Source organism: Kitasatospora sp. NBC_00039, assembly GCF_045160625.1.
GTDB lineage: Bacteria > Actinomycetota > Actinomycetes > Streptomycetales > Streptomycetaceae > Kitasatospora.
Map to the genome: position 1 here is coordinate 3,482,344 of NZ_CP108289.1, position 23,574 is coordinate 3,505,917.

Consider the following 23,574-nt stretch of genomic DNA (forward strand, 5'->3'; position numbering starts at 1 on the left):
GCGGGCGGCGCAGCGTGCACCGGCGCGCGGACTATCAAGGCGGCGCGCAGGCCGTGTACGGCGCTCCGGCGTACACGCGGGCGCGCGCAAAGCGTCCGGATAGCGGGAAGTTCGGTCGTTCCTGGTGACACAGATCACGCCATGCTCTAGATTTCGCAGCCGTATTGACTGCCGATCACCAGTGGTGCTGCTCGGCGGGCCTCGGGGGGATCGTGCGGCCTCGTGGGGCTGCGGCGCCGACCGGGTGACCCTCCTCCGGAGCGGAGCCGAACCATGTCGTCAGACCTCGACGCCACCGAACCTGTCATGCCCGAGCCACCGGATCCCGGGGCCGTTCCGGCCGTGACGCCGGAGCGGGTGCTGGCCGGGCTCGCCCTGCTCGTGCCGATCGTCGCGATGCTCTGGGTGTCCTCCTACGACAAGACCGGCCCCGAGGCCGGCGGGGTGCCGTTCTTCTACTGGTACCAGCTGCTCTGGGTGCCGGTCTCGGCCGTCTTCACGGTGGCCGCGTACCTGCTGATCAACCGGGACGAGAAGGCTCGCAAGGCCGTCCGGAAGGCGGGTGGTGCGCGATGAACGGCGTCAACGTGCCGGCCCTGGCGGTGTTCGTGCTCTTCTTCGTCCTGGTCACCGTGATGGGCTTCCTCGCCTCGCGGTGGCGCCGGGCCGACGACGCCCAGCACCTGGACGAGTGGGGCCTCGGCGGCCGCAGCTTCGGGACCTGGATCACCTGGTTCCTGCTCGGCGGCGACCTCTACACGGCGTACACCTTCGTGGCCGTCCCGGCCGCCGTGTACGCGACCGGCGCGGCCGGGTTCTTCGCGGTGCCGTACACGATCATCGCGTACCCGCTGGTCTTCCTCTTCCTGCCCCGGCTCTGGTCGGTCTCCCGGGTGCACGGGTACGTCACCCCGGCCGACTTCGTGCGCGGGCGGTACGGCTCCAAGCCGCTCGCGCTGGTGGTCGCTCTGACCGGCATCCTGGCCACCATGCCGTACATCGCTCTGCAGCTGGTCGGCATCCAGGCGGTGCTGGACGTCCTGGGCGTCGGCGGCGGCGAGAACGCCAACTGGTTCGTCAAGGACCTGCCGCTGTTCATCGCCTTCGGGGTCCTGGCCGCGTACACGTACTCGTCCGGCCTGCGGGCCCCGGCGCTGATCGCGTTCGTCAAGGACACCCTGATCTACATCGTGATCATCGTCGCGGTGATCTACATCCCGATGCGGCTCGGCGGCTACGGGCACATCTTCGACGCGGTCGGCGAGAAGTTCAGTGCGCCCAAGGCGGCCGGCTCGCTGACCGTGCCGGAGAACAAGCAGTGGACGTACGCCACGCTGGCGCTCGGCTCGGCGATGGCGCTGTTCATGTACCCGCACTCGGTGACCGGCGTGCTGGCCTCGAAGTCCCGCAACACGGTACGCCGCAACATGGCGATCATGCCCGCGTACTCGCTGATGCTGGGCCTGCTGGCGCTGCTCGGCTTCATGGCGATCGCGGCCGGCATCGGCAAGGGCGACAAGAAGTTCAACGCCCAGCTCTCGGTGCCGCAGCTGTTCGAGAACATGTTCCCGGACTGGTTCACCGGCGTGGCCTTCGCGGCGATCGGGATCGGCGCGCTGGTGCCCGCCGCCATCATGTCGATCGCGGCGGCCAACCTGTTCACCCGCAACGTCTACAAGGAGTTCCTGAAGCCGTCCGCCACCCCGGCGGACGAGACCAGGGTCGCCAAGATCGCCTCGCTGCTGGTGAAGGTCGGGGCACTGGTGTTCGTGCTCACCATGGACAAGCAGGCGGCGATCAACCTCCAGCTGCTCGGCGGCCTCTGGATCCTGCAGACCTTCGTCTCCATCGTCGGCGGCCTGTTCACCCGCTGGTTCCACCACTGGGCGCTGTTCGCCGGCTGGGCGGTCGGCATGATCTACGGCACCTGGGAGGCGTACGACATCGCCAGCCCCGCCACCAAGCACTTCGGCGGCAACTCGGCCGAGATCCCGGGCATCGGCGAGCTGGGCTACATCGGCCTGACCGCCTTCGTGCTCAACCTGGTGGTCTCGGTGGTGCTCACGCTCGCACTGAAGGCGATCAAGGCGCCGGAGAGCCCGGACGAGACCCGGCCCGGCGACTACAGCGCCGAAACCGGCGACGAAGAGCTGAAGAACGCGCCGGAGCCCGTGGCAGCGCACTGATTGCCCCGTCGCGCGCCCTGTGATCGCGCCGTCTCCTCCGTGAACACTGGAGGAGACGGCGCGATCATATGTATGAACGGCCGCACGTGCAGGGAACCACCGGACCGGACCGGCAGCCGGCCGGCACCGACCGACCCACGGATCGACCCACGGGGAGCAGTCGCGATGGCAGAACTCGGCACCACACTCAACGGCCAGCATCAGTCCGTCCACGCGCCCGGCGCGGCGCTCGGCGCACCGCCCACGACCGCGGCGCCCACCGCCGCCGCGCCGGCCACCCGGCTGCCGTCCGTACTGATCGCCACCCGGCACGGCGAGTCCACCGCCAACGTGGAGTTCCAGCTGGCCGAGGCGGCCGGTGCGCTGAGCGTTCCGATCAGCTGCCGGGACGCCGACATCCCGCTCTCGATGCACGGCCAGCAGCAGGCCCAGGCCCTCGGCCGCTGGTGGGCCGGCCTGCCCAGCGCCGACCGGCCGCGCAGTGTCTGGTGCTCGCCGTACGTGCGCACCGCCGAGACCGCCCGGATCGCGCTCGCCCAGGCCGCCGGACTCGGCGCCGTACCGGTCTCGCTGGCCGTCCGGTACGACGAACGGCTGCGCGACCGCGAACTGGGCGTCCTGGAGATGCTGCCCCGGGCCGCAATCGAGGCCAAACATCCGGAGGAGGCCGCCAGACGGCGCAAGATGGGCGAGCTGTACTACCGCCCGCCCGGCGGCGAGTCCTGGGCGGACGTGGCGCTGCGGGTGCGCAGCCTGCTCCGCGACCTCTGCGCCGACGAGGCCGGCCGGCCCGTCCTGGTGGTCGCGCACGACTGCACGGTGCTGATGCTCCGGTACGCGCTGGACCGGCTCACCGAGGCGCAGCTGACCGCACTTGAGCCGGTGCGCAACTGCTCCACCAGCCTCTGGCGCGCCGAGGGCGGGCGGCTGCGCCCGGCGCACTGGAACGAGACCGGGCACCTGACCACCGGCTGACGACCGGGCGCCCGCCGCCCGTCAGCTCGCGAGCGGCTCGGCGAAGCAGCGGCGGTAGGCCATCGGGGTCGTCCCCAGCCGGCGGCCGAAGTGGTGCCGCAGCGTCGCCGCGTTGCCGAAGCCGCAGCGGGCGGCGATCGCGTCCACCGGCTCGGTGGTGGACTCCAGCAGCCGCTGGGCGAGCAGCAGCCGCTGCCCCACCAGCCAGCGGTGCGGCGTTGTGCCGGTCTCCTGCTGGAACCGGCGGGCGAAGGTGCGCGGCGACATGTGGGCCCGGGCCGCCAACTGCTCGACGGTGGACTCCTGGTCCAAGTGGTGGCGCATCCAGTCCAGCAACGGGGCGAGCGACTCGCCGTCCCCCTCCGGCAGCGGGCGGGCGACGAACTGCGCCTGACCGCCCTCCCGGTGCGGGGCCACCACCATCCGGCGGGCGATCCCCCGGGCCGCTTCCACGCCCTGCACCTTGCGCACCAGGTGCAGGCAGGCGTCGATGCCGGCCGCCGTGCCGGCCGAGGTGATCACCGGGTCGTCGTCCACGTAGAGCACGTCCGGCTCGACGGTGGTCCGCGGGAAGCGCGCGGCCAGCTCGTCGGTGTAGCGCCAGTGCGTGGTGGAGCGGCGGCCGTCCAGCAGTCCTGCGGCGCCGAGCACGAAGGCGCCGCTGCAGATGGAGAGCGCCCGGGCGCCGCCGTCCACGGCCGCCCGCACCGCGTCCAGCAGCGGCGCCGGGTAGTCCTGGTGCACCCCGACGGCCGTGACCAGCACCAGGTCGGCCTCGGCGAGGCGCTCCGGGCCGTACGGGACGTCGACGGTGAAGCCGGCGTGCGTGCGGTGCGGGCCGGGGCGGGCACCGGCGAGGGCGAAGTCGTAGCCGGGCAGGCCGTCGGCGGTCCGGTCCAGGCCGAACACCTCGCATGCCACCCCGAGTTCGAAGGGATGGACCTCCTCCAGCACCACCGCGACCACGTTCTTGAGCATGCCGACCAGGATGCCCCCGCGAGCGGCCCGGAGGGAAGGCCCGAGGTGGCAGCATTTCGATGCAATCGGGCATTGCTGCCACTCGTGGCCGCCCGGCGGCGCGGCGAGAGTGGAGCCATGGACTCCGACACGCTCGCAAGCGCACTCGCCCTGGCCGGGGCCGTCGGCGGCTTCGGACTGCTCGGCACCCTGATCGGGCGCGACGTGGCCCGGGGTGCCGCCAACGGCCGCGACAACTGGCACCGGCCCGGCGGCTACCCCGTCGACCCCGCCCTGCCCGACCGGCTAAACGGCACCATGCCGGCCGCCTCGCTCCGGCCGTCCGCCGACCCGGCCACGGCCGCACCGGCCCCGGCCCCCGCCCCGGCCGCCGACATCGCCTGCGGCACACTGACCGCATGGACATCGTCATCCGCCGGGCCGTCGAGGCCGACCTCACCGCAGTCGGAACCGTCACCCACGAGGCCTTCGTCGGCGACGGCCACAGCCCCGCCGACGGCCCCTACGCGGCCCAACTCCTCGACGCCCGCCCCCGTTTCGAGCAGGCCGAACTCCTCGTCGCGGTCGACCCGGCCGGTGGAGAGCTGCTCGGCTGCGTGACCTTCGCGGTCGGCGGCACGGCCTTCGCCGACATAGCGCGGCCGCACGAGGGCGAGATCCGGATGCTCGCGGTCGGCGGCGCGGCCCGGGGCCGGGGCGTGGGCGAGGCGCTGGTCCGGGCCTCGATCGCGCGCAGCCGGGAGCTGGGCCTGGACGGGATGGCGTTCTCCACCCGGCCGTCGATGACCTCCGCCCACCGGCTCTACGAACGGCTGGGCTTCCGGCGGACGCCGGAGCGCGACTGGGAGGTGCGCCCCGGTGTCCCGCTGCTGGTCTACGCGATGACGTTCTGACGGCGGGCCCCCGGCGGCGGATCACCGCCGGGGCCGGTCACTTCTTGTCGTAGCCCGGCGCCACGTAGATGGTGTACCGGCCGTGCTCGCCGCTCTTGACCACGGTGGCCACGCGGTACCCGGCGCTCTTGAGCGTCGGCTGGATCGCCTTGTCGGTGGCGCCGGTCTGGGTGAAGTCCAGCACCACCACCTTCCACTCGTGCGCCTCGATGCCGGCCTGGATGGCGGGCACCCCGACCTGCTGCTTGCCGGTGTCCGGGTCCCGGCGGTAGACCGCCACCAGGTCGTGCCACTGCTGCCAGTTGCTCGACTCGCGCAGGTAGTACGCGGGCACGTTGTAGTTCTCGACCAGGTACCGGTCGTCGCCCTTGACGACGTACGGCCTCAGCGCGGCCACGAAGTCCTCGGTGTCGGACCACTCGCCGAACATCTCCCGGCCCTGGGCCGCCCCCACCCAGCCGAGCGGGCCGACCACCAGGGCGGCGACCACCACCCCGGCCGTGACGTGCACCCGGTCCTTCAGCGCGACGACGACCCGGGCCAGCAGGGCGCCCACCACGATGCAGGCGAACCAGGCACCGAAGTCGACGTGCTTCTGCAGGGAGAGCCAGGTGTGGATGCGAATCTGGTTCGCCGGCGCGAGCATCCCGGCGACCAGCAGCACGGCGGCGAGGCAGGCCTCGGACCACGCGCTCCCGCCGCGCCTGCGCGCCGCCACCAGCTGCACCACCACGCCCACCAGGGCCAGCAGCAGCAGGGCGCCCACCCACTTGGCGGCCTCCTCGGCCACGTAGGAGTAGGCGTCGTGCCCGGGGGCGCGCTTGAGGGTGGTGTGGTTGAAGCCGTCGATGTAGCGCTTCCCCGCCACCAGGGCCGCCACGGCCACCGCCGCCACGAAGGCGAGGAGGAGCTGCAGCCCGCGCTTCCACCGCACCCACGCGCCGGGGGCGCCGCCGGAGCCGGCGAAGACCGCGACGCCGCAGACGACCGGGACCCAGAGCAGCGCGGCGTACTTGGTGCAGCCGGCCAGCGCCAGGAGCAGGGCGGCCAGGAGCATGCTCGGGTAGCCGCCGCCGGTGGTCAGCCGCACCGCGAGGTAGCCGGCCCAGGCGAGCAGCGCCAACGCCATCGAGTCGTAGGTGGCCAGCCCGCCCAGGAACTGGGTCGGCCCGAGCGCGGCGAAGGCCGCCGCCGCACAGAACGCCGCGAGCGAGCCGTGCAGCCGCCGGGTGGCCAGGTGGACGGCCACCGTGGCGGAGAGCATGAAGGCCATGCTCAGCAGCCGCGCGGTGGTCAGGCCGCCGAGCATGTCGGCCACCGCCACGACCACCGGGTAGATCAGCGGGGAGCCGGAGAAGAAGGTCTCGTACGTCGCGACCGGGGTGCCGTGCGCCAGGTTGGCGATCTCCTGGTAGCCCGCGTAGATGTAGGTGCCCTCGTCCACGAAGGCCGTGTTGCTCAGGAGGAGGTGGAACGAGAGCGCACCCTGGACCAGCAGGACGGCGAACAGCGGCAGCAGGTCCGTCCGGAGCCCGGGCCGGGGCATCCGGGCCACCGGCTCCGCCGTCCGTCTCCGGCGCCCGCGCGCCGGCGGCCCGTCCTGGGAGCCCGCCGGGGGTTCACCGGGACCGGCCGTGCCGACGCCACCGGGCGGGACGGCACCCGCGGGCTTGAGTACGGGCCGCCGGGTGGATTCGGGCCGGATCCAACGGCCGTCCGCGCTCATCAGGTACTGCTCCTCAGCTTCGGGACATCGCGCCCGGTACGGCAGGTACCGGGGCTCGGTGCGCCAGAGGGCGCCGGGGCGGTGCTGCGCCCCGGCGCCGTGGGTGTCTTACGACGGGCGGCCTGCCCGTACGGACCGGCTCAGCCGGTGAGCCAGGCGGTCGTGGGCGGGATCGCCGGCGGCGAGCTGGGGCCGGCGACGATCTTCACGATGTCGGCCTCCGGCAGCACCTGGTCCCAGGCCTGGATGTCGGCGACGGCCCCGTGCCAGGGGTCGCTCCACTGCGAGTTCGAGCTCAGCCGGCCCAGCTGGAACGCGTTGGTCCCGCTGCTCTGCACGCCGGCCGCCTGGGCCGACGCCTGCGCCGCGCCGTTGACGTAGAGCGTGATCTGCTTGCTCGCCGAGTCGTAGACACCGGTCAGCAGGGCCCACTGGTTGACCGTCGCGTCGCCCTTGGAGTAGACCACCACGGAACCGCCGCCGGGGAGCTGGACCTTGAAGTACCAGAGGTTGTGGCCGTTGTTGGTCGCCCGCCCGAGCGCGTAGGAGTAGTAGGCGCCGTCACCCTGGCTGACCGCGGCCCGGACACCCGCCGGCACGTCGACGAACACCCGGACGGACACGGTGAAGCTCTTGTTCGTGTCGACGATCGGCTCGGCGCTCTGGGCGAAGGAGTTCTGCCCGCTGGGCAGCTTGAGGACCTGTCCGGCGAAGCCGGCCACCGAGCCCGTCTTCGCGTCGGAGCCCAGGCCCAGCGCGGCCGTTCCCTTGCTCGCCGGCAGCGAGCCGACGGTCGGCGGGCCCGCGATGGCCTTCGGCGGACCGCTCGGCGTCCCACTGGCCGTCCCGGCCGGCGACCCGCTCGACGACGCGCCCGGGGTCTTGGGCGCCTCGGCCGTCGGGCTGCCGTCGGCGACCGGCGTCTTGTCGGACTGACGCATCACCACGACGCCCGCGACGGCGGCGCCGACGAGCACGACGGCCACGGCGGCACCGATCAGCCGCAGGCGGCGCTTCTTCTTGGCCTGCTCCTCGTTCCTGGCCGCCAGCGCCTCCCAGTCGGGCGTGCCGGAGCCCTGCGCCGGGAAGCCGCCGCCCTGCTGCCACTGCTGGGCGGGCGTCATGGGGACGGTGGACGCCAGGGGCGCGGCGGGCGTCATGGGGACGGTGGACGCGGTGGACGAGGTCGGCGCAGTCGGCATGGCGGGCATGGTGGGTGGAACCGGTGCGGCGGGCGGCGGGCCGAACGCGCCGACCGGCGGCTGCTGCTGCGGCACACCGGCCACCGGGGGCACCGGGCCGGGCGGAGGCACCTGCCCCGGAGGTACGGGGCCGGCGGGGGGCTGCGCGGAGACCGGCGGCTGCGCGGGGCCCGGCGCCGCGGGCGGCGGGCCGAACGCGCCGATCGGCGGCTGCTGCGGGGACCACCCCGGGTTCTGGTCCGGCTCGCCAGTCGGTACCGGTCGATCGCTCATGTGTCGGAATGGTAAGGCATGGTCCGCCCAACGCCCATGGAGGGTGCTTCGGCTGACGGATCCACCCCCGGGGCCGCTCCTACGGCAGTCCGTTGTACGGGAGCTTCCACCGCTGTGAGGCCCCGCCCGAGCAGGGCTTGAGGTTCACCGCCGTGCCGTCCGCGAGGGAGCCCCCGGCGGTGCCGAGGCAGAGGCCGGACTCCAGGTGCACCAGGCTCTGGCCGGCTCCGGCGGCCCAGCGCTGCGGGGCCCCTCCGGTGCAGCGGGCCAGCGCCACGGTGGTGCCGTCCGCGGAGAGCGCCAGGCACGCAGCGCCGCCCCGCAGCGAGCCGTCATTGCCCACCGTCCAGCTCGTCGACACAGCCTGGTCGCCGCAGGAGCCGACCGTCACCGGTGTCCCGGCGAGGCCGCCGCCGCCGTGCCGCAGGCAGATCCCGGGGGCGCCGGCCGGCACCTCGCCGGCCGGCAGGCCGACCCGGTTGTGGAAGGCGAACGACCAGCTCTGCAGTCCCGTCCCGCCGCTCCAGATCTCGAAGCCCGCCTGCACCCGGCACAGGTACGACCCCGGCGGGACGTAACCGCGCATCAGGGCGTCGGCGGTGAACAGCCGCAGGTTCAGGCCGTGGGCGCTGTGGGTCGACGCCTTCCGCACGTAGCTGATCACGCTGTGCGGGCCGGTGATGGGCGCCTGGAAGACGTCGTACGTGGTGTCGCCCATGGTCTGGGCGTCCGTCACCTTCTTCCCGGCCGGCCGGACGCTGTCGGTGGCGTCCAGCCAGATCATCACCTCCGCACTCTCCCCCGGGGCGCAGTTGTCGGGGCTGGGCCCGTACCAGAGGTCGTAGGAGAGGTTGTAGGAGCCGGTCGCCCGGGCCGAGGCGTCCCAGTCGCTGGTCGCGTCACCCAGGGCGCTGACCGGGACGGGCAGTCCGCTCGCGCCGGGGGCCGTGGAGATGTTGGGGTAGGCACCCGGGGCGAGCGGGGTCTTGGCGACGAAGTCGCGCAGCTCCGTCACCGTGAAGCCGGTGTCCCCCGGGGCGTCCAGGCAGACCGTGCCGGCGGTGTTCCACGGGTTCGGCTCGATGATCTTGGTGCCACCGTCGACCGGCTTCTTGGGGAAGGGAACCTCCGCCGTCGAGCAGAGCCTGCCGGAGGCGCCGGCCGCCGGACCGGCGGACGACGTCCCGTCCGGCCGCGCGGGGGCCGCGCCGGGCTCGCTCGTGCAGCCGATGAGCAGCACGGCCACGGTGCCGTGGGCGACCAGCGCCCGCACCCCCCGCGCCAACCGTGCGGCAGTGCCCTTCACGACGACCCTCCCTCTCCCATGAACCGGCCCGACGGCCGCCGGCAGCCCTGCCGGCCCGGCCTGCGGATGCGGCGAGCGCCCACCGTATACGCCTGCCTCCACATCACGATCGGAACTCAATCCCGGTTCCGGGCAGCCCGGCAGACGGGGGGGCAGGATTTCCCCGGAGCCCTTCCCGTACGATCCTGACGTCCCTGCGGCCGGGCTCAGCGCGGCCGCAGTCGTCTTTGGTCCACTTCGATACGGTTTCTGGGGGAGAGAGCCACGTGACTGTCACCGAGAGTACGCAGCTCGCGGGCGGCAGGAGAGCAGCCACCTCACGCCGGAAAACCCGACAGGACGCCAGCTCCCGCGTACAGCGCGGCCTGCTCCCGCAGCCGCCCGACAACGTCGAGAAGTACTCCTACACGCGCAGTCACCTCTGGGTGCTGACCTGCTTCTCGCTCGCCAGCTTCGGCTGCATGGTGGCCAGCGAGGTGGGCCTGCTCAGCGCGACGCCGTGGTTCTGGCTCTTCATCCCGTTCCTGGCCTTCACCGTGGTCTACTACCTGATCTCGCGTTGGGTGCACGGGTTCAACGAGACCTTCGACCTCAAGGGGCACCGCGCGCTGGTGCGCGCCTGGCGCCCCGAGCGGTACCCGACCGTCGACGTCTTCCTGCCCGTCGCGGGCGAGCCGATCGAGGTGCTGCACAACACCTGGACGCACGTCGCCAGGCTGCGCGACCAGTACCCGGGTGAAGTGACCCCCTACGTGCTGGACGACAGCGACAGCCCCGAACTCGCGCAGATGGCCGTGGACTTCGAGTTCGTCTACGGCACCCGCAACAACCGCGGCTGGTTCAAGAAGGCCGGCAATCTCCAGTTCGGGTTCCGCAACTCCGACAGCGACTACATCCTCATCCTCGACGCCGACTTCGCCCCGCGTTCCGATCTGCTCGACGAGCTCCTTCCCTACATGGAGAACGACCCGAAGCTCGGGATCGTTCAATCCCCGCAGTTCTTCCGCATCCTCGACTCCCAGAACTGGATCGAGCGCGGCGCCGGCGCCGTCCAGGAGCTCTTCTACCGGACGGTCCAGGTCTCCCGGCAGCGCAACGACGGCGCGATCTGCGTCGGCAGCTGCGCCGTCTACCGGCGGGCCGCGCTGGAGCAGAACGGCGGCACCACGCTGATCGAGCACTCCGAGGACGTGCACACCGGCTTCGACCTGCGCAGGCTCGGCTGGGACCTCCACTACGTGCCGATAGCCCTGGCGGCCGGGGTCTGCCCCGACAACGTGGGCGGGTTCTTCAACCAGCAGTACCGGTGGTGCACCGGCTCGATGAGCCTGCTGGGCAGCCGGAAGTTCTGGGGCACCAAGCTCCGGCTGATAACCCGGATGTGCTACATGTCCGGCTTCTTCTACTACATCCACACCGCACTGTTCACCATCGTCTCCCCGCTCGTGCCCATCGTGCTGCTGCTCGTGCGGCCGGACCTCATCCGGTGGGAGAACACGATGCTGGTGATACCGGGCCTGGTGTACGCCACCCTCATCTTCCCGCTGTGGCACCGCAACCCGTACCGGCTGGAGGCCTGGGCCGCCCGCATGATGTACGGCTGGGCCCACGTCTTCGCCATCTGGGACATCCTGCGGAAGAACCGGATGGCCTGGCAGCCGACCGGATCCAGCGGCGCCAAGAAGAACAAGACCCGCCGGTTCTGGACGGGCATGATCGTCTGGGGTGGCGGGACCGCCGCCCTCTGGGTGGGCGCCGGCATCTGGCGCATGCTCACGATGGGCCCGCTGAACTTCGCGCTGGTCCTCGCGTCCGGCCTCTTCTACGCCGTGATCGTGGGCCGAGTCCTCGTCCAGCCGCGTCCCACGGAAGCTGTGTGATCCCCGTGCCCGCCGTGTCCGCCGTGCCCGCCCACCGCAGCCGGGCAGGTCTGCGCCGTCCGCTCGCCGTGCTCGCGCTCGTGACCACCGGTCTGCTGCTCGCCACCGCCTGCGGCCCGGCGGACCCGGGCTTCGCGGTGCCCGAGGCCGCCGTCGCGCAGCCGGCCGGCACCGCCACCGGGGCCGCCGCTGCCGGCACCGCGGCCCCGGCCCGCAAGCCCGCGGCCCCGGCCGCCGACCTCCCCTACGACGTCACGCCGCTGCTCAAGCCGGGGCACAAGTACCTGGGGGCGGCGCTGCCCGACGTCCCCACGAAGATGGACGCGCTGAGCGGCTACACCACCGCGATCGGCAAGCAGCCGAACGTCCTGGAGTACTACGCCGGCTGGGGCGACGGCTTCGACACCGCCGGGGTCCGCCGGATCCACGACGCCGGGGCGCTGCCCTACATGGCGTGGGAGCCGCACTCCCCCTCGATGGCGGCGATCGCGGCCGGCGAGACCGACGACTACGTGAAGGGCGTGGCCAAGGCCGCCGCCAAGCTCAACCTGCCCATCGCCATCAGCATCGCGCACGAGATGAACGGCGACTGGTACCCGTGGGGCCGGCAGGCCAGCAGCCCTGCCGACTTCGTCGCGGCCTGGCGCCGCGTCCACGACATCTTCGACCGGGCCGGCGCGACCAACGTGATCTGGGTCTGGAGCCCCAACATCACCGACCCCGCGCCCAACACCCGGCTCGCGCCGTACTACCCCGGCGACACCTACGTGGACTGGGCCGGCATGACCGGCTACTTCACCCTCACCGGCCCGAAGACCTTCGACGCGCTCTACGGGCCGACGATGGCCGAGATCCGCACCTTCAGCCAGAAGCCGTTCTTCATCAGCGAGACGGCCTCCCAGCAGGGCAAGCGCCAGCGCGCGGACATCGACCAGCTCTTCACCGGGCTCGAGACGCACGACGACGTCGTCGGCTTCGTCTGGTTCAACATCGTCAAGCGGGCGGACTGGCGCATCGAGGCCAGCCCGCCGTCGCTCGCGGACTACAAGCAGCGCGCGTCCGACCCTCGCTACGGCTTCGACATCCGGAACCCATGATGCCTTCAGAGACCGACTCCTGGTTCACCCCGCAGACCCCGGCCCGGACCCCGGACGGCAAAGGGTCCCGGGCCCGCCTCCCCCACCCCCGGGAGGACGGGCACGGTTGGACCGGGCACGGCGGGAACGCCCGGGCCGGGAAGGCCGACGGGCCCGAGCGGACCGGACACCCCCGGGGCACCGACGGCGACGGCGAGGCCCCGCGGCACGGCGGGAACGGCCCGGACGGCGGCCTTCCCCCGAACGACGAGTACGCCCCCGACGAGGCGTACGCGCCGGACGAGGCGTACGCGCCCGACGACGTGCATGACCCGGACGACGCCCCCGACGCCCCCGACGCCCACGACGCCCCCGAGGCCGACGGTCGCGACCGCCCCCGCCCCGCCGACGAGGAGGAGGACGGCCAGGCCGTCCAGCTCGCGCCGTACCGGATCCCGGCCGTCCCCGCGACCGGCTGGGACCCCGCACCCAGCCCCCGGCGCCGCTGGATCGGCCGCGGCCTGCTCCTCGGCGTGCTGGCCGTCCAGGCGGCGCTCTCACTGCGCCTGCTGGGCGCCGCCCACCCCGACGAGGCCGTCGCCATGATCGTCGGCCGCCAGCAGCTGGACAACCTGCTCCACGGCACGGCGGTGACGACCGACCTGATCGGCCAGATCCCCGGCTCTCCCTGGCTCTACCCCCCGCTGGCCGGCGCCGCCGCCAACGCGAGCGGGGTGTTCGGGGCCCGGGTGGTCAGCCTGGTCCTCGCGCTGGCCACCACCGCGCTGCTCTACTCGCTGACCCGCCGGCTCTTCAACGAGCGCGTGGCCATCTGCAGTGCCGCCGCGTACGCCGTCCTGCAGTCCACCGTGGTCGTCGGCTTCTACGCCGCCCCGGACGCCCTCGCGGTGGCCCTGGTGGCGGCCGCCACCTGGATCGTCGTGCGGACCGCCCGCGCCCCGGTGGCCACCGTGCTGCTGGCCGTACCGGTGGCGGCGCTGGCGGCCGCCGTGGAGTACGCCGCGGTGGTCGCGCTGCCCGTGCTGGCCGCCCTCGCACTGATCACCGCCTGGCCCTACCGGGGCCGCGGCCCCGCCGCCGGGCGCGCACTCCTCCTGGCGGCGGGCGCCCTCGGGGCGCTCCTGGCCTTCGGCCTGCTGGACGACGTCTGGGCCTGGTCGCCCGGGCACGGCCACCAGGCCCGCGGGGCCGGCTCCGTCCTCTCCTCCGCGCTCCAGTGGAGCGGCCTGTTCACCCTGCTCGCCTGCGCGGGCGGGATCGCCTACTCGCTCCGCGAGCGGCTGAACGAGTCGCCCGAGGACAGCGCCATCACGGCCTCCCGGCTGCGCCGCACGGCGCTGAGCCTGACCCTGTGTGCGTCGGCGCTGCTGATCCCGGCCGGGTACGCGTACCTGGGCACCTCCGGCGTGATGTTCCGCCACCTCGGCTTCGGCATGCTGTTCGCCGCGCCAGTGGCCGGCGTGGGCATCACCAGGCTGGTCGGCGCGCACTTCCGCAACCCGCAGCTCGGCATCCTGGTCTGGGTGGTGCTGCTCGCCCTCGGGCTGGAGCAGTCGGCGCTGCGGTACCAGGACGGGCCCGACTCCGGCCGGCTGCTCGGCGTGCTGCGCGTGCACGCCACCCCGCAGGGCCGCTACCTCACCGAGGTCGACGGGCTGCCGGAGTACTACCTGGGCAGCGTCAGCAGACCCGAGCAGTGGGTCTCGGCCCGCAAGGGGACGGACTACCGGGACCCGGCCGGCGTGATGCACCACGGGGACGACGGCACGGTCACCGCCGTCCGCAACGGCTGGTTCACCGTGGTCGTCCTCGACAGCACCGCGCCCAATGCCACGGACCGGGCCATCACCGAGGCTGTCAGGGCCGCCGGACGCTACCGACTGATCGCACAGTTCAGCTCCCCGACCGGTGATTCCGGCACGTACAGAGTGTTCCTCCTGCACTGAGAGCCCGGGGCACCGGGCCACGCCCCGCGACACACCGGCTACTACATATGGTGCCGCGATACTCGACCGCCACTAGATGTATGCTCATCCCTGCTGTCGACGCAGGGGAACCCGGTGCGAATCCGGGACTGCCCCGCAGCGGTGTGCGGGCGGCTCCGACCAGAGCCCGCGAGTCCGAGTACCTGCCGACGGCGTGCCGCCCGGCCTCCCCGCAGAGGCCTCCAGCACACGAAGTACTTCCGGGCCTCGCGGGCGGGCCGGGGATGACACCGTCGCGCGACGCCGTCCGGCCGTCGCGCCGTGCTCCCCTGCCCCAACGGCCCGGTGCCCCCGATCAACAGCCGCCGATCGCCGCCAGGAGAGAGCGCCTTGACCACCGCTGCCTCAGTCACCCTGCCCGCCCAGGGGTCCAGCTCAGCCCCCGTCGACCCGACGGTCTCCGACCCCGGCGGTGCGCTGCTCCGGCTGCTGACCGACCGCAGCGTCGACCTTCCCCAGGTGGACCCCGGCCATGTCGCCGCCGCGGCGCTGCGCGGCCGCCACGCCGGCTCGGACTTCGCCGAGCTGCGCGGGCTGGCCGTGGACGCCGCAGCGTCGATGATCGCCGAGGACCCCCAGTACTCGAAGCTGGCGGCCCGCCTGCTCGCGCTGGAGATCGTCGACGAGGCGGTCTCGCAGGGCTCGGTCTCCTTCTCCGCCTCGATCGCCGTCGGCCACGCCGAGGGCCTGATCGGCGACGTCACCGCCGGCTTCGTCGCCAAGCACGCCGCCGCGCTCGACGCGCTGATCGACGCCCGGGGCGACGACCGCTTCGAGTACTTCGGCCTGCGCACCGTGCAGTCCCGCTACCTGCTGCGCCACCCGATCACCCGCAAGGTCGTCGAGACCCCGCAGCACTTCCTGCTCCGCGTCGCCTGCGGCCTGGCGGTCGGCGACAACGAGCAGTCGGTGCGCGAGGTCGCGGAGCTGTACGGCCTGATGAGCCGGCTGGAGTACCTGACCTCCTCGCCGACCCTCTTCAACTCCGGCACCCGGCACCCGCAGATGTCGAGCTGCTACCTGCTCGACTCGCCGCTGGACAACCTGGACTCGATCTACTCCCGGTACGCGCAGATCGCCCGTCTCTCCAAGCACGCCGGCGGCATCGGCCTCTCCTACTCGCGGATCCGTTCGCGCGGCAGCCTGATCCGGGGCACCAACGGCAAGTCCAACGGCATCGTCCCGTTCCTGCGCACCCTCGACTCCTCGGTCGCCGCCGTCAACCAGGGCGGCCGCCGCAAGGGCGCGGCCTGCGTCTACCTGGAGACCTGGCACGCGGACATCGAGGAGTTCCTGGAGCTTCGCGACAACACCGGCGAGGAGGCGCGGCGCACCCACAACCTCAACCTGGCGCACTGGATCCCGGACGAGTTCATGCGCCGGGTCAACGCCAACGAGGACTGGTCGCTGTTCTCCCCGGCCGACGTGCCCGAGCTGGTCGACCTCTGGGGCGCCGACTTCGACGAGGCGTACCGCAAGGCCGAGCTGGCCGGCAAGGCCGTCCGCACCATCCCCGCGCAGACCCTCTACGCCCGGATGATGCGCACCCTGGCGCAGACCGGCAACGGCTGGATGACCTTCAAGGACGCCTCCAACCGCGCCGCCAACCAGACCGCGCTGCCCGGCCGCACGGTGCACAGCTCCAACCTCTGCACCGAGATCCTGGAGGTCACGGACGACTCCGAGACCGCCGTCTGCAACCTCGGCTCGGTCAACCTCGGCGCCCACGTCGCCGCCGGCGCCACCGCCGCCGACCTGCTGAACGCGATGGACTGGGACCGGCTGGACGCGACCGTCCGCACCGCCGTCACCTTCCTCGACCGCGTGGTGGACATCAACTTCTACCCGACCCCCGAGGCCGGTGCCTCCAACTCCCGCTGGCGCCCGGTCGGCCTCGGCGTGATGGGCCTGCAGGACGTCTTCTTCCAGCTCCGTCTGGACTTCGACTCGGCCGAGGCCAAGCAGCTCTCCACGCTGATCGCCGAGCGCATCATGCTCACCGCGTACGAGCGCTCCGCCGACCTGGCCGAGCAGCTGGGCCGCCACGAGGCGTACGGCGAGACCCGTGCCGCCCGCGGCGAGCTGCACATCGACCACTTCCCGAGCGCCGCGCCCGAGTGGGCCGGCCGCTGGGCCGAGCTGCGCGTGCGGATCGCCGAGACCGGCCTGCGCAACTCGCTGCTGCTCGCCATCGCGCCGACCGCCACGATCGCCTCGATCGCCGGCGTCTACGAGTGCATCGAGCCGCAGGTCTCCAACCTCTTCAAGCGCGAGACCCTCTCCGGCGAGTTCCTCCAGGTCAACCCGTACCTGGTGCGCGAGCTCAAGGAGCTCGGCGTCTGGGACCAGCAGACCCGGGACGCGCTGCGCGACGCCAACGGCTCCGTCCAGGAGCTCAACTGGCTGCCCGCCGAGGTCCGTTCGCTCTACCGGACGGCCTGGGAGCTGCCCCAGCGCGCGCTGATCGACCTGGCCGCGGCCCGCATGCCGTACCTCGACCAGAGCCAGTCGCTGAACCTCTTCATGGCCGCGCCCACCATCGGCAAGCTCAGCTCGATGTACGCGTACGCCTGGAAGGTCGGCCTGAAGACCACCTACTACCTGCGCTCGCGCCCGGCGACCCGGATCGCCCAGGCCGCCTCCGGCGCCGCCCGCGCCGCCGCCCCGGTGCCGGCCGGCCCGGTCACCGTGGGCGCCCCGACCCTCACCCCGGAGGAGGAGGCCGCGCTGGCCTGCTCCCTGGAGAACCCCGAGTCCTGCGAGGCCTGCCAGTGAGCACCCCCGACCGCGAGAAGATGCTGCTCGACCCCGGCTTCGAGCTGACCCTGCGTCCGATGCGCTACCCGTCGTTCTACGACCGGTACCGGGACGCGATCAAGAACACCTGGACCGTCGAGGAGGTGGACCTGCACTCCGACGTCGCCGACCTCGCCAAGCTGAGCGAGGGCGAGCGGCACATGATCGGCCGGCTGGTCGCCTTCTTCGCCACCGGTGACTCGATCGTCGCGAACAACGTGGTGCTGAGCCTCTACAAGCACATCAACTCCCCGGAGGCGCGGCTGTACCTGTCGCGCCAGCTGTTCGAGGAGGCCGTGCACGTCCAGTTCTACCTGACGCTGCTGGACACCTACCTTCCGGACCCGGAGGACCGCAACGCGGCCTTCGCCGCGGTGGAGAACATCCCCTCCATCCACCAGAAGGCCCAGTTCTGCTTCAAGTACATGAACGCGGTCGACCACATCGACTCGCTGCAGACCAAGGACGACCGCCGCGCGTTCCTCCTGAACCTGATCTGCTTCGCGGCCTGCGTCGAGGGCCTGTTCTTCTACGGCGCCTTCGCGTACGTGTACTGGTTCCGCTCGCGCGGCCTGCTCCACGGCCTGGCGACGGGGACGAACTGGGTGTTCCGCGACGAGTCCATGCACATGGACTTCGCGTTCTCCGTGGTGGACACCGTCCGCGAGGAGGAGCCCGACCTCTTCGACGACGAGATGGCCAAGCAGGTCACCGAGATGCTGGAGGAGGCCGTCGAGGCCGAGCTCCAGTTCGCCCAGGACCTGTGCGGTGAGGGCCTGCCCGGCATGAACACGGCCTCGATGCGCGAGTACCTCCAGGCCGTGGCCGACCAGCGCCTCGCCCGCCTCGGCCTGCCGATCCGCTACGGGTCGACCAACCCGTTCGGCTTCATGGAGCTCCAGAACGTCCAGGAGCTGACCAACTTCTTCGAGCGCCGGGTCTCGGCGTACCAGGTCGCCGTCGAGGGCTCGGTCGCCTTCGACGACGACTTCTAGAGCAACATCGTTCAGTGAGCAGCGGAGCTGCCGTAGGGAGGCGTCCTCCCCACGGCAGCTCCGCTGTCGGATCCCCGGTGTCCAGGAGTAGCCCAGGCATGTCCCGCAAGGTTTCCCTGTCGCAACAGCGTGTGGCCGACGGCCCCTTCGGGCCGATACAGATCAACTACGACCGCTGGCCGTCCGTCGTCGCACGCGTGCACGGGGTGGGGATTCCCGCCGTCACCGTGGTGCCCGACCGCGACCACGGCAGCATGAACGTCAACGGGCACCACGTGCCGACGAACCGGAACAGCCGCGGCGGCTGGGATCCCCGGCGCAGGTCACGCACCCGCACCGCTCTGCTGGGGGACCGCAGCTACGAGTTGAGGCCGACCGCGCTGCGTCGGGCCGAGTTGCGGCGCAACGGGGTGCTCATCGCCCACGCACGCGGCACCCTGCGCTCGTACTCCCCCGGCCGTTCGATCCCCGGCCTGGACGCCCGGGTCACGTGGTCCCAGGGCGTCGATCCCACCGATGTCGCGATCGGCCAGGCCATGGTGTTCGGCTTCGGCGCCGGCGCCCCGGGCGCGCTGCTGGGGATCCTCCTCTTCTGGGTCGACAACTCCGGCCCCAACTGACGATCCACGCGCCCATAGAAGTGCCCCGCCCGGCGCTCACGCCGGGCGGGGCGGCCACGACTCCGCACGGCGCCCGTCCGAATGAACTCCCGGGCCACACCGACGACATGCGTCGGTGCACGATCCGACCCCGAGTACGGTCCGCCACAGCCGAACGAAAGGGGCCCACCGTGACGACCGGAATCCTCGACTACCAGAGCGACGCCATCGTCCAGCTCATGAACATGGCGGAGGACGACTGGACCGAGCAGGAGCTCAAGGACGCCCTCCAGCGGGCCATCATGCTGGAGCTCTCCACGATCCCGCCGTACGCCACCGCGCTCTGGTCGATCACCGACCCGGACAACAGCAAGCCGGTCCGCCACACCATCCGCGAGATCGTCTTCGACGAGATGTCGCACTTCGGCCTCGTCTGCAACATGCTCACCAGCATCGGCGGCACCGTCGTCCTCACCGACCCCGCCACCGTGCCGAAGTACCCGGGTCAGCTGCCCGGCGGCGTCAACCCCGGGCTGGAGGTCTTCCTCAGCGGGCTGACCCGAGAGTCGGCCGGCCTCTTCTCCGAGATCGAGAAGCCCGAGCACCCGCTCGCCTTCGCCGTCGACGGCAACACGATCGGCGCCTTCTACCAGCGGATCGCCAACGTCTTCCCCACGTTCGCCCACCTGCTGACCGGTCAGCGGCAGGTGACCTTCCCGCTCGGGTCGGGCCACGGCGCCGGCAACGACATCGTCGCGATGAACACCATCGACGACGTGCTGAACGCCATCCACATCATCCAGACCCAGGGCGAGGGGACCGACGTCTCCCCGGACAACCCCTTCCCCGGCGCCTCGGGCGAACTCGCCCACTACTACGCCTTCAAGGAGATCGCCGTCGGCAAGAAGCTCGTCCTCGACGAGCAGACGCAGAAGTTCGACTTCACCGGCGCCGACGTCCCGCTGCCGGACACCTCCCCGGTCGCCCGGGTCCCCGCGGGCGGGTGGGCCAACTCCCCCGGCAACGAGCCCGACGCGACCACCGCCGAGCTCCTCCGGACCTTCAACCAGCAGTACAGCGCCATGCTGCACGCCCTCGAAGACGCCTGGGGCCCCGGCGGGGCGGACATCTTCCCGGCCATCGGGCTGATGGGCTCCATGCGCCACACCGCCCAGCAGATCAACGCCGTCAAGCTGCCCCTCGACCCCCGCTTCACCTACGGCCCGGAGTGGCTGTTCGTCCAGCAGTAGGCACCCACGCGAAAGGGCCGGTGCGCGCGCACCGGCCCTTTCGTCACGCCGTCAGGCGTTCGGCACCGTCGCGTAGCGCGGGGTGCCCTCGGCCATCTGCCGCAGCGCGTCCTTGCGGTCCCGCTTCGACAGCTTGTCGATGTAGAGGAACCCGTACAGGTGGTCCGTCTCGTGCTGGAGGCAGCGGGCGAAGAAGCCGGTGCCCTCGACCCGGATCGGGTTGCCGTCCTTGTCCTGGCCGGTCACCGCGGCGTAGTCCGGCCGGGGCAGCTCGGCGTACGCCGTCGGCACCGAGAGGCAGCCCTCGTTGCCGTCGTCCAGCACGCGCTTGCTGCCGGCCGGCAGCTCCTCCAGTACCGGGTTGATGACGTGGCCGATGTGGCGCACGCCCTCGTCGTCCGGGCAGTCGTAGACGAACACCTTGAGGTCCACGCCGATCTGGTTCGCGGCCAGGCCCACGCCCTCGGCCGCGTACATCGACTGGAACATGTCGTCGATCAGCGCCGAGAGCTCACCGTCGAACGCGGTGACGTCCTTGACCTCCCGGTGCAGCACCGGGTTGCCGTACACGGTGATCGGGCGCGCCGTGCCCTTCGAGAGGTCCGGCTGCTCACCGACCACCTTCACCGGCTGGGCCGCCTCCGCCTCGTGGTCGTGCTCGTGCTCGTGGTCGTGCTGCTCCGCCATCGCTGCTTATCTTCCGCTTCCGTGGACTGTCTGGCCGTACCGATCAAGGGTACGGGGCCCGCTCAGCAGACCTCTTCGAGATCCCGGTACGCCCGCGTTCCCGGCGCGGCCGCCACCCAGCGGTCCAGCAGCGTCCGCACCAGACCGGCCGGGGCCGCGATCCCGCACTCCCGTTCCACCAGCCAGGACATGCCGCCCGCGCCCTGACTCAGATGGCTCAGGTGCCCCGGGTGGGCCGCGTCCCCGTCGTCGTGCGGATCGTGGTGGGCGGTGTGCCCGTCGTCCGAGGCCATCCGGCTCTCCGAACAGGCCCGGCAGAGCAGCCGCACCGAGGCCGTCCAGTCCTCCGCCGCGTACCCCGCCTCCGCGACCAGCCGCTCCAGCGCGTCCCGGTCCGCCGCCGTGGCGGCCTGCAGCAGCACCACGTACGTCGGCACCGGGGACGGCGCCCACAGCTCGATCTCGTCGAACACCGGGTACGCCACGCCGTCGGTCACCCGCTCACCGTGCGGGGCGCCGTCGTGCAGCACCACCTCGCCCCAGCGGCGTCCGGACGACGGCAGCGGGATCGACAGCACCTCGATCCGGGCCGGGTCCAGCCGGCGGCCCCAGACCACCTCGGACTCGCCGTCCGGCGACAGCCGCACCGGGGTCGTCCCCAGGTCAAGGCTCACCGGACCGTCCGGCTGCGCCCCGGGCCCGCCCGGCAGCCGCAGCCCGTACGCCTGCCAGGCCCGCCGGGCCAGCGCCCAGTCCTGCAACGCCGTCGCGGTGATCCCCAGGTTCCACCAGTCGGGGGCGCCGTGCTCACGGTCCAGCAGCGCCACCGCGCGCAGCCCGGCAGCCCGCGCCTGCTCCCAGTCCCGCCGGAACTTGTGCAGCAGCGCCAGGTTGAACCACGAGTCGGACAGCCAGGGCTCCAGATCGGCCGCCATCACCAGCAGGGCACCCGCGTCCTCGTACCGGCCGTCGCCGATCAGCGTGAAAGCCCGGTCGGTCGTCTGCCGCCAGGTGGCGGACGGCCGGTGCCGTGCCCGGTGGAAGATCCTCACGTTCGTCCCTGCCGTCGTCGTCCGCTCAAGTCCCGCATCCGCTCCCGCGTCACGGGCCCGGTGCCCCGGGTCGGTGTTCCACGCTACGACCGCATCCAACCACGCCCGCCACCGCCCGCGCTCCCCACCGCCCGCGGTTGCCCCCGCCACCGGCCCGCCCCTACCCAGCCTGCCCGCCCCACCGCCCCGCCTCAACCCCAGCGGGCCGCACTCTCCCGCGCATTCCCCGCACACTGCTCCGCGCGGGCGCCCCGGGGCCCCGCCCCGAGGCGCCGGACCAACGCGTGCGCGGGCGCCCCGGGGCCCTATCCCCGGACCCGGACCAACGCGTCGACCACCCGGGCGTCGTAGACCCGCCCCCGCCCCAGCCGCAGCACCTCCAGCACCTCCAGCCGCCCCACCGCCTCCCCCAGCCCGCGCCCCCGCGCCGCCGTCAGCAGGTCGTCGTGCGCGTTGGCCACCCGGATGATCCGCGCCGCCAACGGCACCTCCTGCGCACCTCCGTCCGACCCGCCCTCCGGCCGCCCGCACCACGGATCCGCCAGCCGGGCGACCTGCTCGGCCACCTGCCGCGGCACCCCCGTCCGCCGGATCACCTCGCTCCCCAGCCGGGCGATCCGCTGCTGCTCCTCCTCCGGCAACAGCGCCGTCGCCCCGTCCGGCACCGGCTCGACCAGCGACAGCTGGCCGACGTCGTGCATCAGCGCCGCGTACTCCAGCAGGGCGAGCTCACGGGTGCCCAACCCCAGCTCGCGCCCGACGGCGCACGCCGTGTCGGCGACCCGCCGGGCGTGGCCGGGCGGGGTGTAGCCGGCCACCTCGGTGGCCCGGGCCAGGCTGGCGATGGTCTGCCCGGTGGTGGCCCGGACGGCGGCGGCCCGCCGGAACGAGACCTGGGCCAGCAGCAGCGGCGTGCAGAACAGCGGCAGTGCCCAGAGCCCGACCTCGCCCGCGGCCAGGCTGACCAGCAGCCCGGTGGCGGTGATCGCGGTGCCGATCCCGAACAGCGACCGCAGCTCGTCCTCCAGCGCCGCCGGGAACCGCAGCGCACTCCGGTCCCGCCGCAGCACCGCCGCCAGGGTGGCGTCCCAGAGCGCGGCCAGCGCGGCCACCAGGGTCAGGAACACCCCGTACGCGGGGCCGTCCGCCGAGATCCGGTCCACCAGTCCGCTGTTGTAGAGGGGCTGGAAGATCGCGGCCGCGAAGCCCGCGCCGAGCAGCCGCCGGGCGGCGCCGTCGCGCCGCGCCCGGTCCCGCCACGGCGCGTGCCGGTGCCGGTGCCGCCGGGCACCGTGCGGCAGGACGACGGCCGGCAGCAGCGCGAGCAGCAGTCCGACCCCGGTCACCGCGACCACCTGGAGCACCCCGTGCGCGGTCGGCAGCCCGCGCAGCGGCCCGAGCAGCGCGTACGCGAGCGCGCCGGCCGCCCCGATCGGCGCCTGCTCGCGGTCGCCCGGAAGGGTGATCCGGACGCACTCGCCGAGCGCGATCAGCACCGTGAAGGCCACGGCCACCCCGGGCTCGGCGATCCCGCGCATCGCCACCGCCGCGAACGCCAGGGCCAGCAGCGCGAGCGCCCCGCCGTACACCGCCAGCGTGCCCCCGTGCACCGCCCCCGCCCCCGGGCGGGGCCCGCCGGGCCGCAGCAGCCGGGGCCCGCCCGGCTCTCTCCGGTGAGCCCGCCGGTGCGGCCG

General features: G+C 72.7%; 18 protein-coding genes and 1 riboswitch. Of the genes, 11 read left to right on the forward strand and 7 right to left on the reverse strand.

The genetic code is table 11. The features are described 5' to 3' along the window. Positions 1–273 precede the first annotated feature (273 nt). The 3 genes from OG286_RS15335 to OG286_RS15345 all read left to right on the forward strand — a co-directional run bounded on the left by OG286_RS15335 (position 274) and on the right by OG286_RS15345 (position 3,161). Entirely contained in the window at positions 274–576 is a 303-nt protein-coding gene (locus OG286_RS15335; RefSeq protein WP_396320773.1) for a DUF3311 domain-containing protein, read from the forward strand. Further along, on the forward strand, positions 573–2,186 hold the full coding sequence (mctP, locus tag OG286_RS15340; RefSeq protein ID WP_396320772.1) for a monocarboxylate uptake permease MctP: 1,614 nt from the start codon (positions 573–575) through the stop codon (positions 2,184–2,186). The genes OG286_RS15335 and mctP overlap by 4 nt, the downstream gene beginning before the upstream one ends. A gap of 165 nt (positions 2,187–2,351) precedes the next feature. Continuing rightward, complete coding sequence (locus OG286_RS15345; protein ID WP_396320771.1) at positions 2,352–3,161, forward strand: histidine phosphatase family protein; 810 nt, start codon at positions 2,352–2,354, stop codon at positions 3,159–3,161. Between the two features lie 21 nt (positions 3,162–3,182). On the opposite strand, the gene OG286_RS15350 is transcribed toward OG286_RS15345, so the two are convergent. Continuing rightward, positions 3,183–4,139, reverse strand: coding sequence for a helix-turn-helix domain-containing protein (locus OG286_RS15350; RefSeq protein WP_396320770.1), 957 nt, complete (start codon positions 4,137–4,139; stop codon positions 3,183–3,185). 398 nt (positions 4,140–4,537) lie between these two features. Here OG286_RS15350 and OG286_RS15355 point away from each other — a divergent pair, with 398 nt between their 5' ends. Next, positions 4,538–5,032 (forward strand): GNAT family N-acetyltransferase, encoded by a 495-nt coding sequence (locus OG286_RS15355; protein ID WP_396320769.1) that lies wholly within the window; start codon positions 4,538–4,540, stop codon positions 5,030–5,032. 37 nt (positions 5,033–5,069) lie between these two features. On the opposite strand, the gene OG286_RS15360 is transcribed toward OG286_RS15355, so the two are convergent. The 3 genes from OG286_RS15360 to OG286_RS15370 form a co-directional block, all read right to left on the reverse strand. Continuing rightward, positions 5,070–6,758, reverse strand: a complete 1,689-nt coding sequence (locus OG286_RS15360) for a hypothetical protein (protein WP_405365363.1) — start codon at positions 6,756–6,758, stop codon at positions 5,070–5,072. Between the two features lie 140 nt (positions 6,759–6,898). Next, positions 6,899–8,233: a LamG domain-containing protein gene (locus OG286_RS15365; protein WP_396320767.1), complete on the reverse strand. Its 1,335-nt coding sequence runs from the start codon at positions 8,231–8,233 to the stop codon at positions 6,899–6,901. A 79-nt stretch (positions 8,234–8,312) separates the two neighbouring features. Further along, the gene (locus tag OG286_RS15370) at positions 8,313–9,539 is read right to left on the reverse strand and encodes a ricin-type beta-trefoil lectin domain protein (protein ID WP_396320766.1); all 1,227 of its coding nucleotides are present in this window, start codon (positions 9,537–9,539) and stop codon (positions 8,313–8,315) included. Between the two features lie 461 nt (positions 9,540–10,000). Here OG286_RS15370 and OG286_RS15375 point away from each other — a divergent pair, with 461 nt between their 5' ends. The 7 genes from OG286_RS15375 to OG286_RS15405 all read left to right on the forward strand — a co-directional run bounded on the left by OG286_RS15375 (position 10,001) and on the right by OG286_RS15405 (position 20,141). Continuing rightward, a complete protein-coding gene (locus tag OG286_RS15375; RefSeq protein ID WP_396320956.1) occupies positions 10,001–11,419 on the forward strand; it encodes a glycosyltransferase family 2 protein in 1,419 nt (472 codons plus the stop codon). Continuing rightward, positions 11,416–12,516: a glycoside hydrolase family 26 protein gene (locus OG286_RS15380; protein WP_405365366.1), complete on the forward strand. Its 1,101-nt coding sequence runs from the start codon at positions 11,416–11,418 to the stop codon at positions 12,514–12,516. The genes OG286_RS15375 and OG286_RS15380 overlap by 4 nt, the downstream gene beginning before the upstream one ends. After that, positions 12,513–14,462, forward strand: coding sequence for a glycosyltransferase family 39 protein (locus OG286_RS15385; protein ID WP_405365368.1), 1,950 nt, complete (start codon positions 12,513–12,515; stop codon positions 14,460–14,462). Before OG286_RS15380 ends, OG286_RS15385 begins: the two co-directional genes overlap by 4 nt. Before the next feature lie 105 nt (positions 14,463–14,567). Further along, positions 14,568–14,645: riboswitch (cobalamin riboswitch) on the forward strand. 210 nt (positions 14,646–14,855) lie between these two features. Further along, positions 14,856–17,276, forward strand: a complete 2,421-nt coding sequence (locus OG286_RS15390; RefSeq protein ID WP_405363793.1) for a ribonucleoside-diphosphate reductase subunit alpha — start codon at positions 14,856–14,858, stop codon at positions 17,274–17,276. A 20-nt stretch (positions 17,277–17,296) separates the two neighbouring features. Further along, positions 17,297–18,292 carry a ribonucleotide-diphosphate reductase subunit beta gene (locus OG286_RS15395; protein WP_396320954.1) on the forward strand — a complete coding sequence of 332 codons (996 nt, stop codon included), beginning with the start codon at positions 17,297–17,299 and terminating at the stop codon, positions 18,290–18,292. 98 nt (positions 18,293–18,390) lie between these two features. Further along, entirely contained in the window at positions 18,391–18,912 is a 522-nt protein-coding gene (locus OG286_RS15400; RefSeq protein ID WP_396320763.1) for a hypothetical protein, read from the forward strand. Positions 18,913–19,082: 170 nt separating this feature from the next. Further along, positions 19,083–20,141: a ferritin-like protein gene (locus tag OG286_RS15405; protein ID WP_396320762.1), complete on the forward strand. Its 1,059-nt coding sequence runs from the start codon at positions 19,083–19,085 to the stop codon at positions 20,139–20,141. Between the two features lie 51 nt (positions 20,142–20,192). On the opposite strand, the gene def is transcribed toward OG286_RS15405, so the two are convergent. From def to OG286_RS15420, 3 genes are all read right to left on the reverse strand, one after another. After that, positions 20,193–20,828 carry a peptide deformylase gene (gene def, locus OG286_RS15410; RefSeq protein ID WP_396320761.1) on the reverse strand — a complete coding sequence of 212 codons (636 nt, stop codon included), beginning with the start codon at positions 20,826–20,828 and terminating at the stop codon, positions 20,193–20,195. A 62-nt stretch (positions 20,829–20,890) separates the two neighbouring features. Then, the gene (locus OG286_RS15415; RefSeq protein ID WP_396320760.1) at positions 20,891–21,880 is read right to left on the reverse strand and encodes a tetratricopeptide repeat protein; all 990 of its coding nucleotides are present in this window, start codon (positions 21,878–21,880) and stop codon (positions 20,891–20,893) included. 305 nt (positions 21,881–22,185) lie between these two features. After that, on the reverse strand, positions 22,186–23,490 hold the full coding sequence (locus tag OG286_RS15420) for an HD-GYP domain-containing protein (protein ID WP_405361301.1): 1,305 nt from the start codon (positions 23,488–23,490) through the stop codon (positions 22,186–22,188). Between the last annotated feature and the right edge of the window lie 84 nt (positions 23,491–23,574).

What these genes read in the sequence shown, in the direction of transcription:
- mctP (WP_396320772.1), top strand. Translation starts at nt 573, where the DNA reads ATGAACGGCGTCAACGTGCCGGCCCTGGCGGTGTTCGTGCTCTTCTTC.
- OG286_RS15350 (WP_396320770.1), bottom strand. Translation starts at nt 4,139, where the DNA reads ATGCTCAAGAACGTGGTCGCGGTGGTGCTGGAGGAGGTCCATCCCTTC.
- OG286_RS15365 (WP_396320767.1), bottom strand. Translation starts at nt 8,233, where the DNA reads ATGAGCGATCGACCGGTACCGACTGGCGAGCCGGACCAGAACCCGGGG.
- OG286_RS15355 (WP_396320769.1), top strand. Translation starts at nt 4,538, where the DNA reads ATGGACATCGTCATCCGCCGGGCCGTCGAGGCCGACCTCACCGCAGTC.
- OG286_RS15400 (WP_396320763.1), top strand. Translation starts at nt 18,391, where the DNA reads ATGTCCCGCAAGGTTTCCCTGTCGCAACAGCGTGTGGCCGACGGCCCC.
- OG286_RS15360 (WP_405365363.1), bottom strand. Translation starts at nt 6,758, where the DNA reads ATGAGCGCGGACGGCCGTTGGATCCGGCCCGAATCCACCCGGCGGCCC.
- OG286_RS15385 (WP_405365368.1), top strand. Translation starts at nt 12,513, where the DNA reads ATGATGCCTTCAGAGACCGACTCCTGGTTCACCCCGCAGACCCCGGCC.
- OG286_RS15345 (WP_396320771.1), top strand. Translation starts at nt 2,352, where the DNA reads ATGGCAGAACTCGGCACCACACTCAACGGCCAGCATCAGTCCGTCCAC.
- OG286_RS15395 (WP_396320954.1), top strand. Translation starts at nt 17,297, where the DNA reads ATGCTGCTCGACCCCGGCTTCGAGCTGACCCTGCGTCCGATGCGCTAC.
- OG286_RS15375 (WP_396320956.1), top strand. Translation starts at nt 10,001, where the DNA reads ATGGTGGCCAGCGAGGTGGGCCTGCTCAGCGCGACGCCGTGGTTCTGG.
- def (WP_396320761.1), bottom strand. Translation starts at nt 20,828, where the DNA reads ATGGCGGAGCAGCACGACCACGAGCACGAGCACGACCACGAGGCGGAG.
- OG286_RS15335 (WP_396320773.1), top strand. Translation starts at nt 274, where the DNA reads ATGTCGTCAGACCTCGACGCCACCGAACCTGTCATGCCCGAGCCACCG.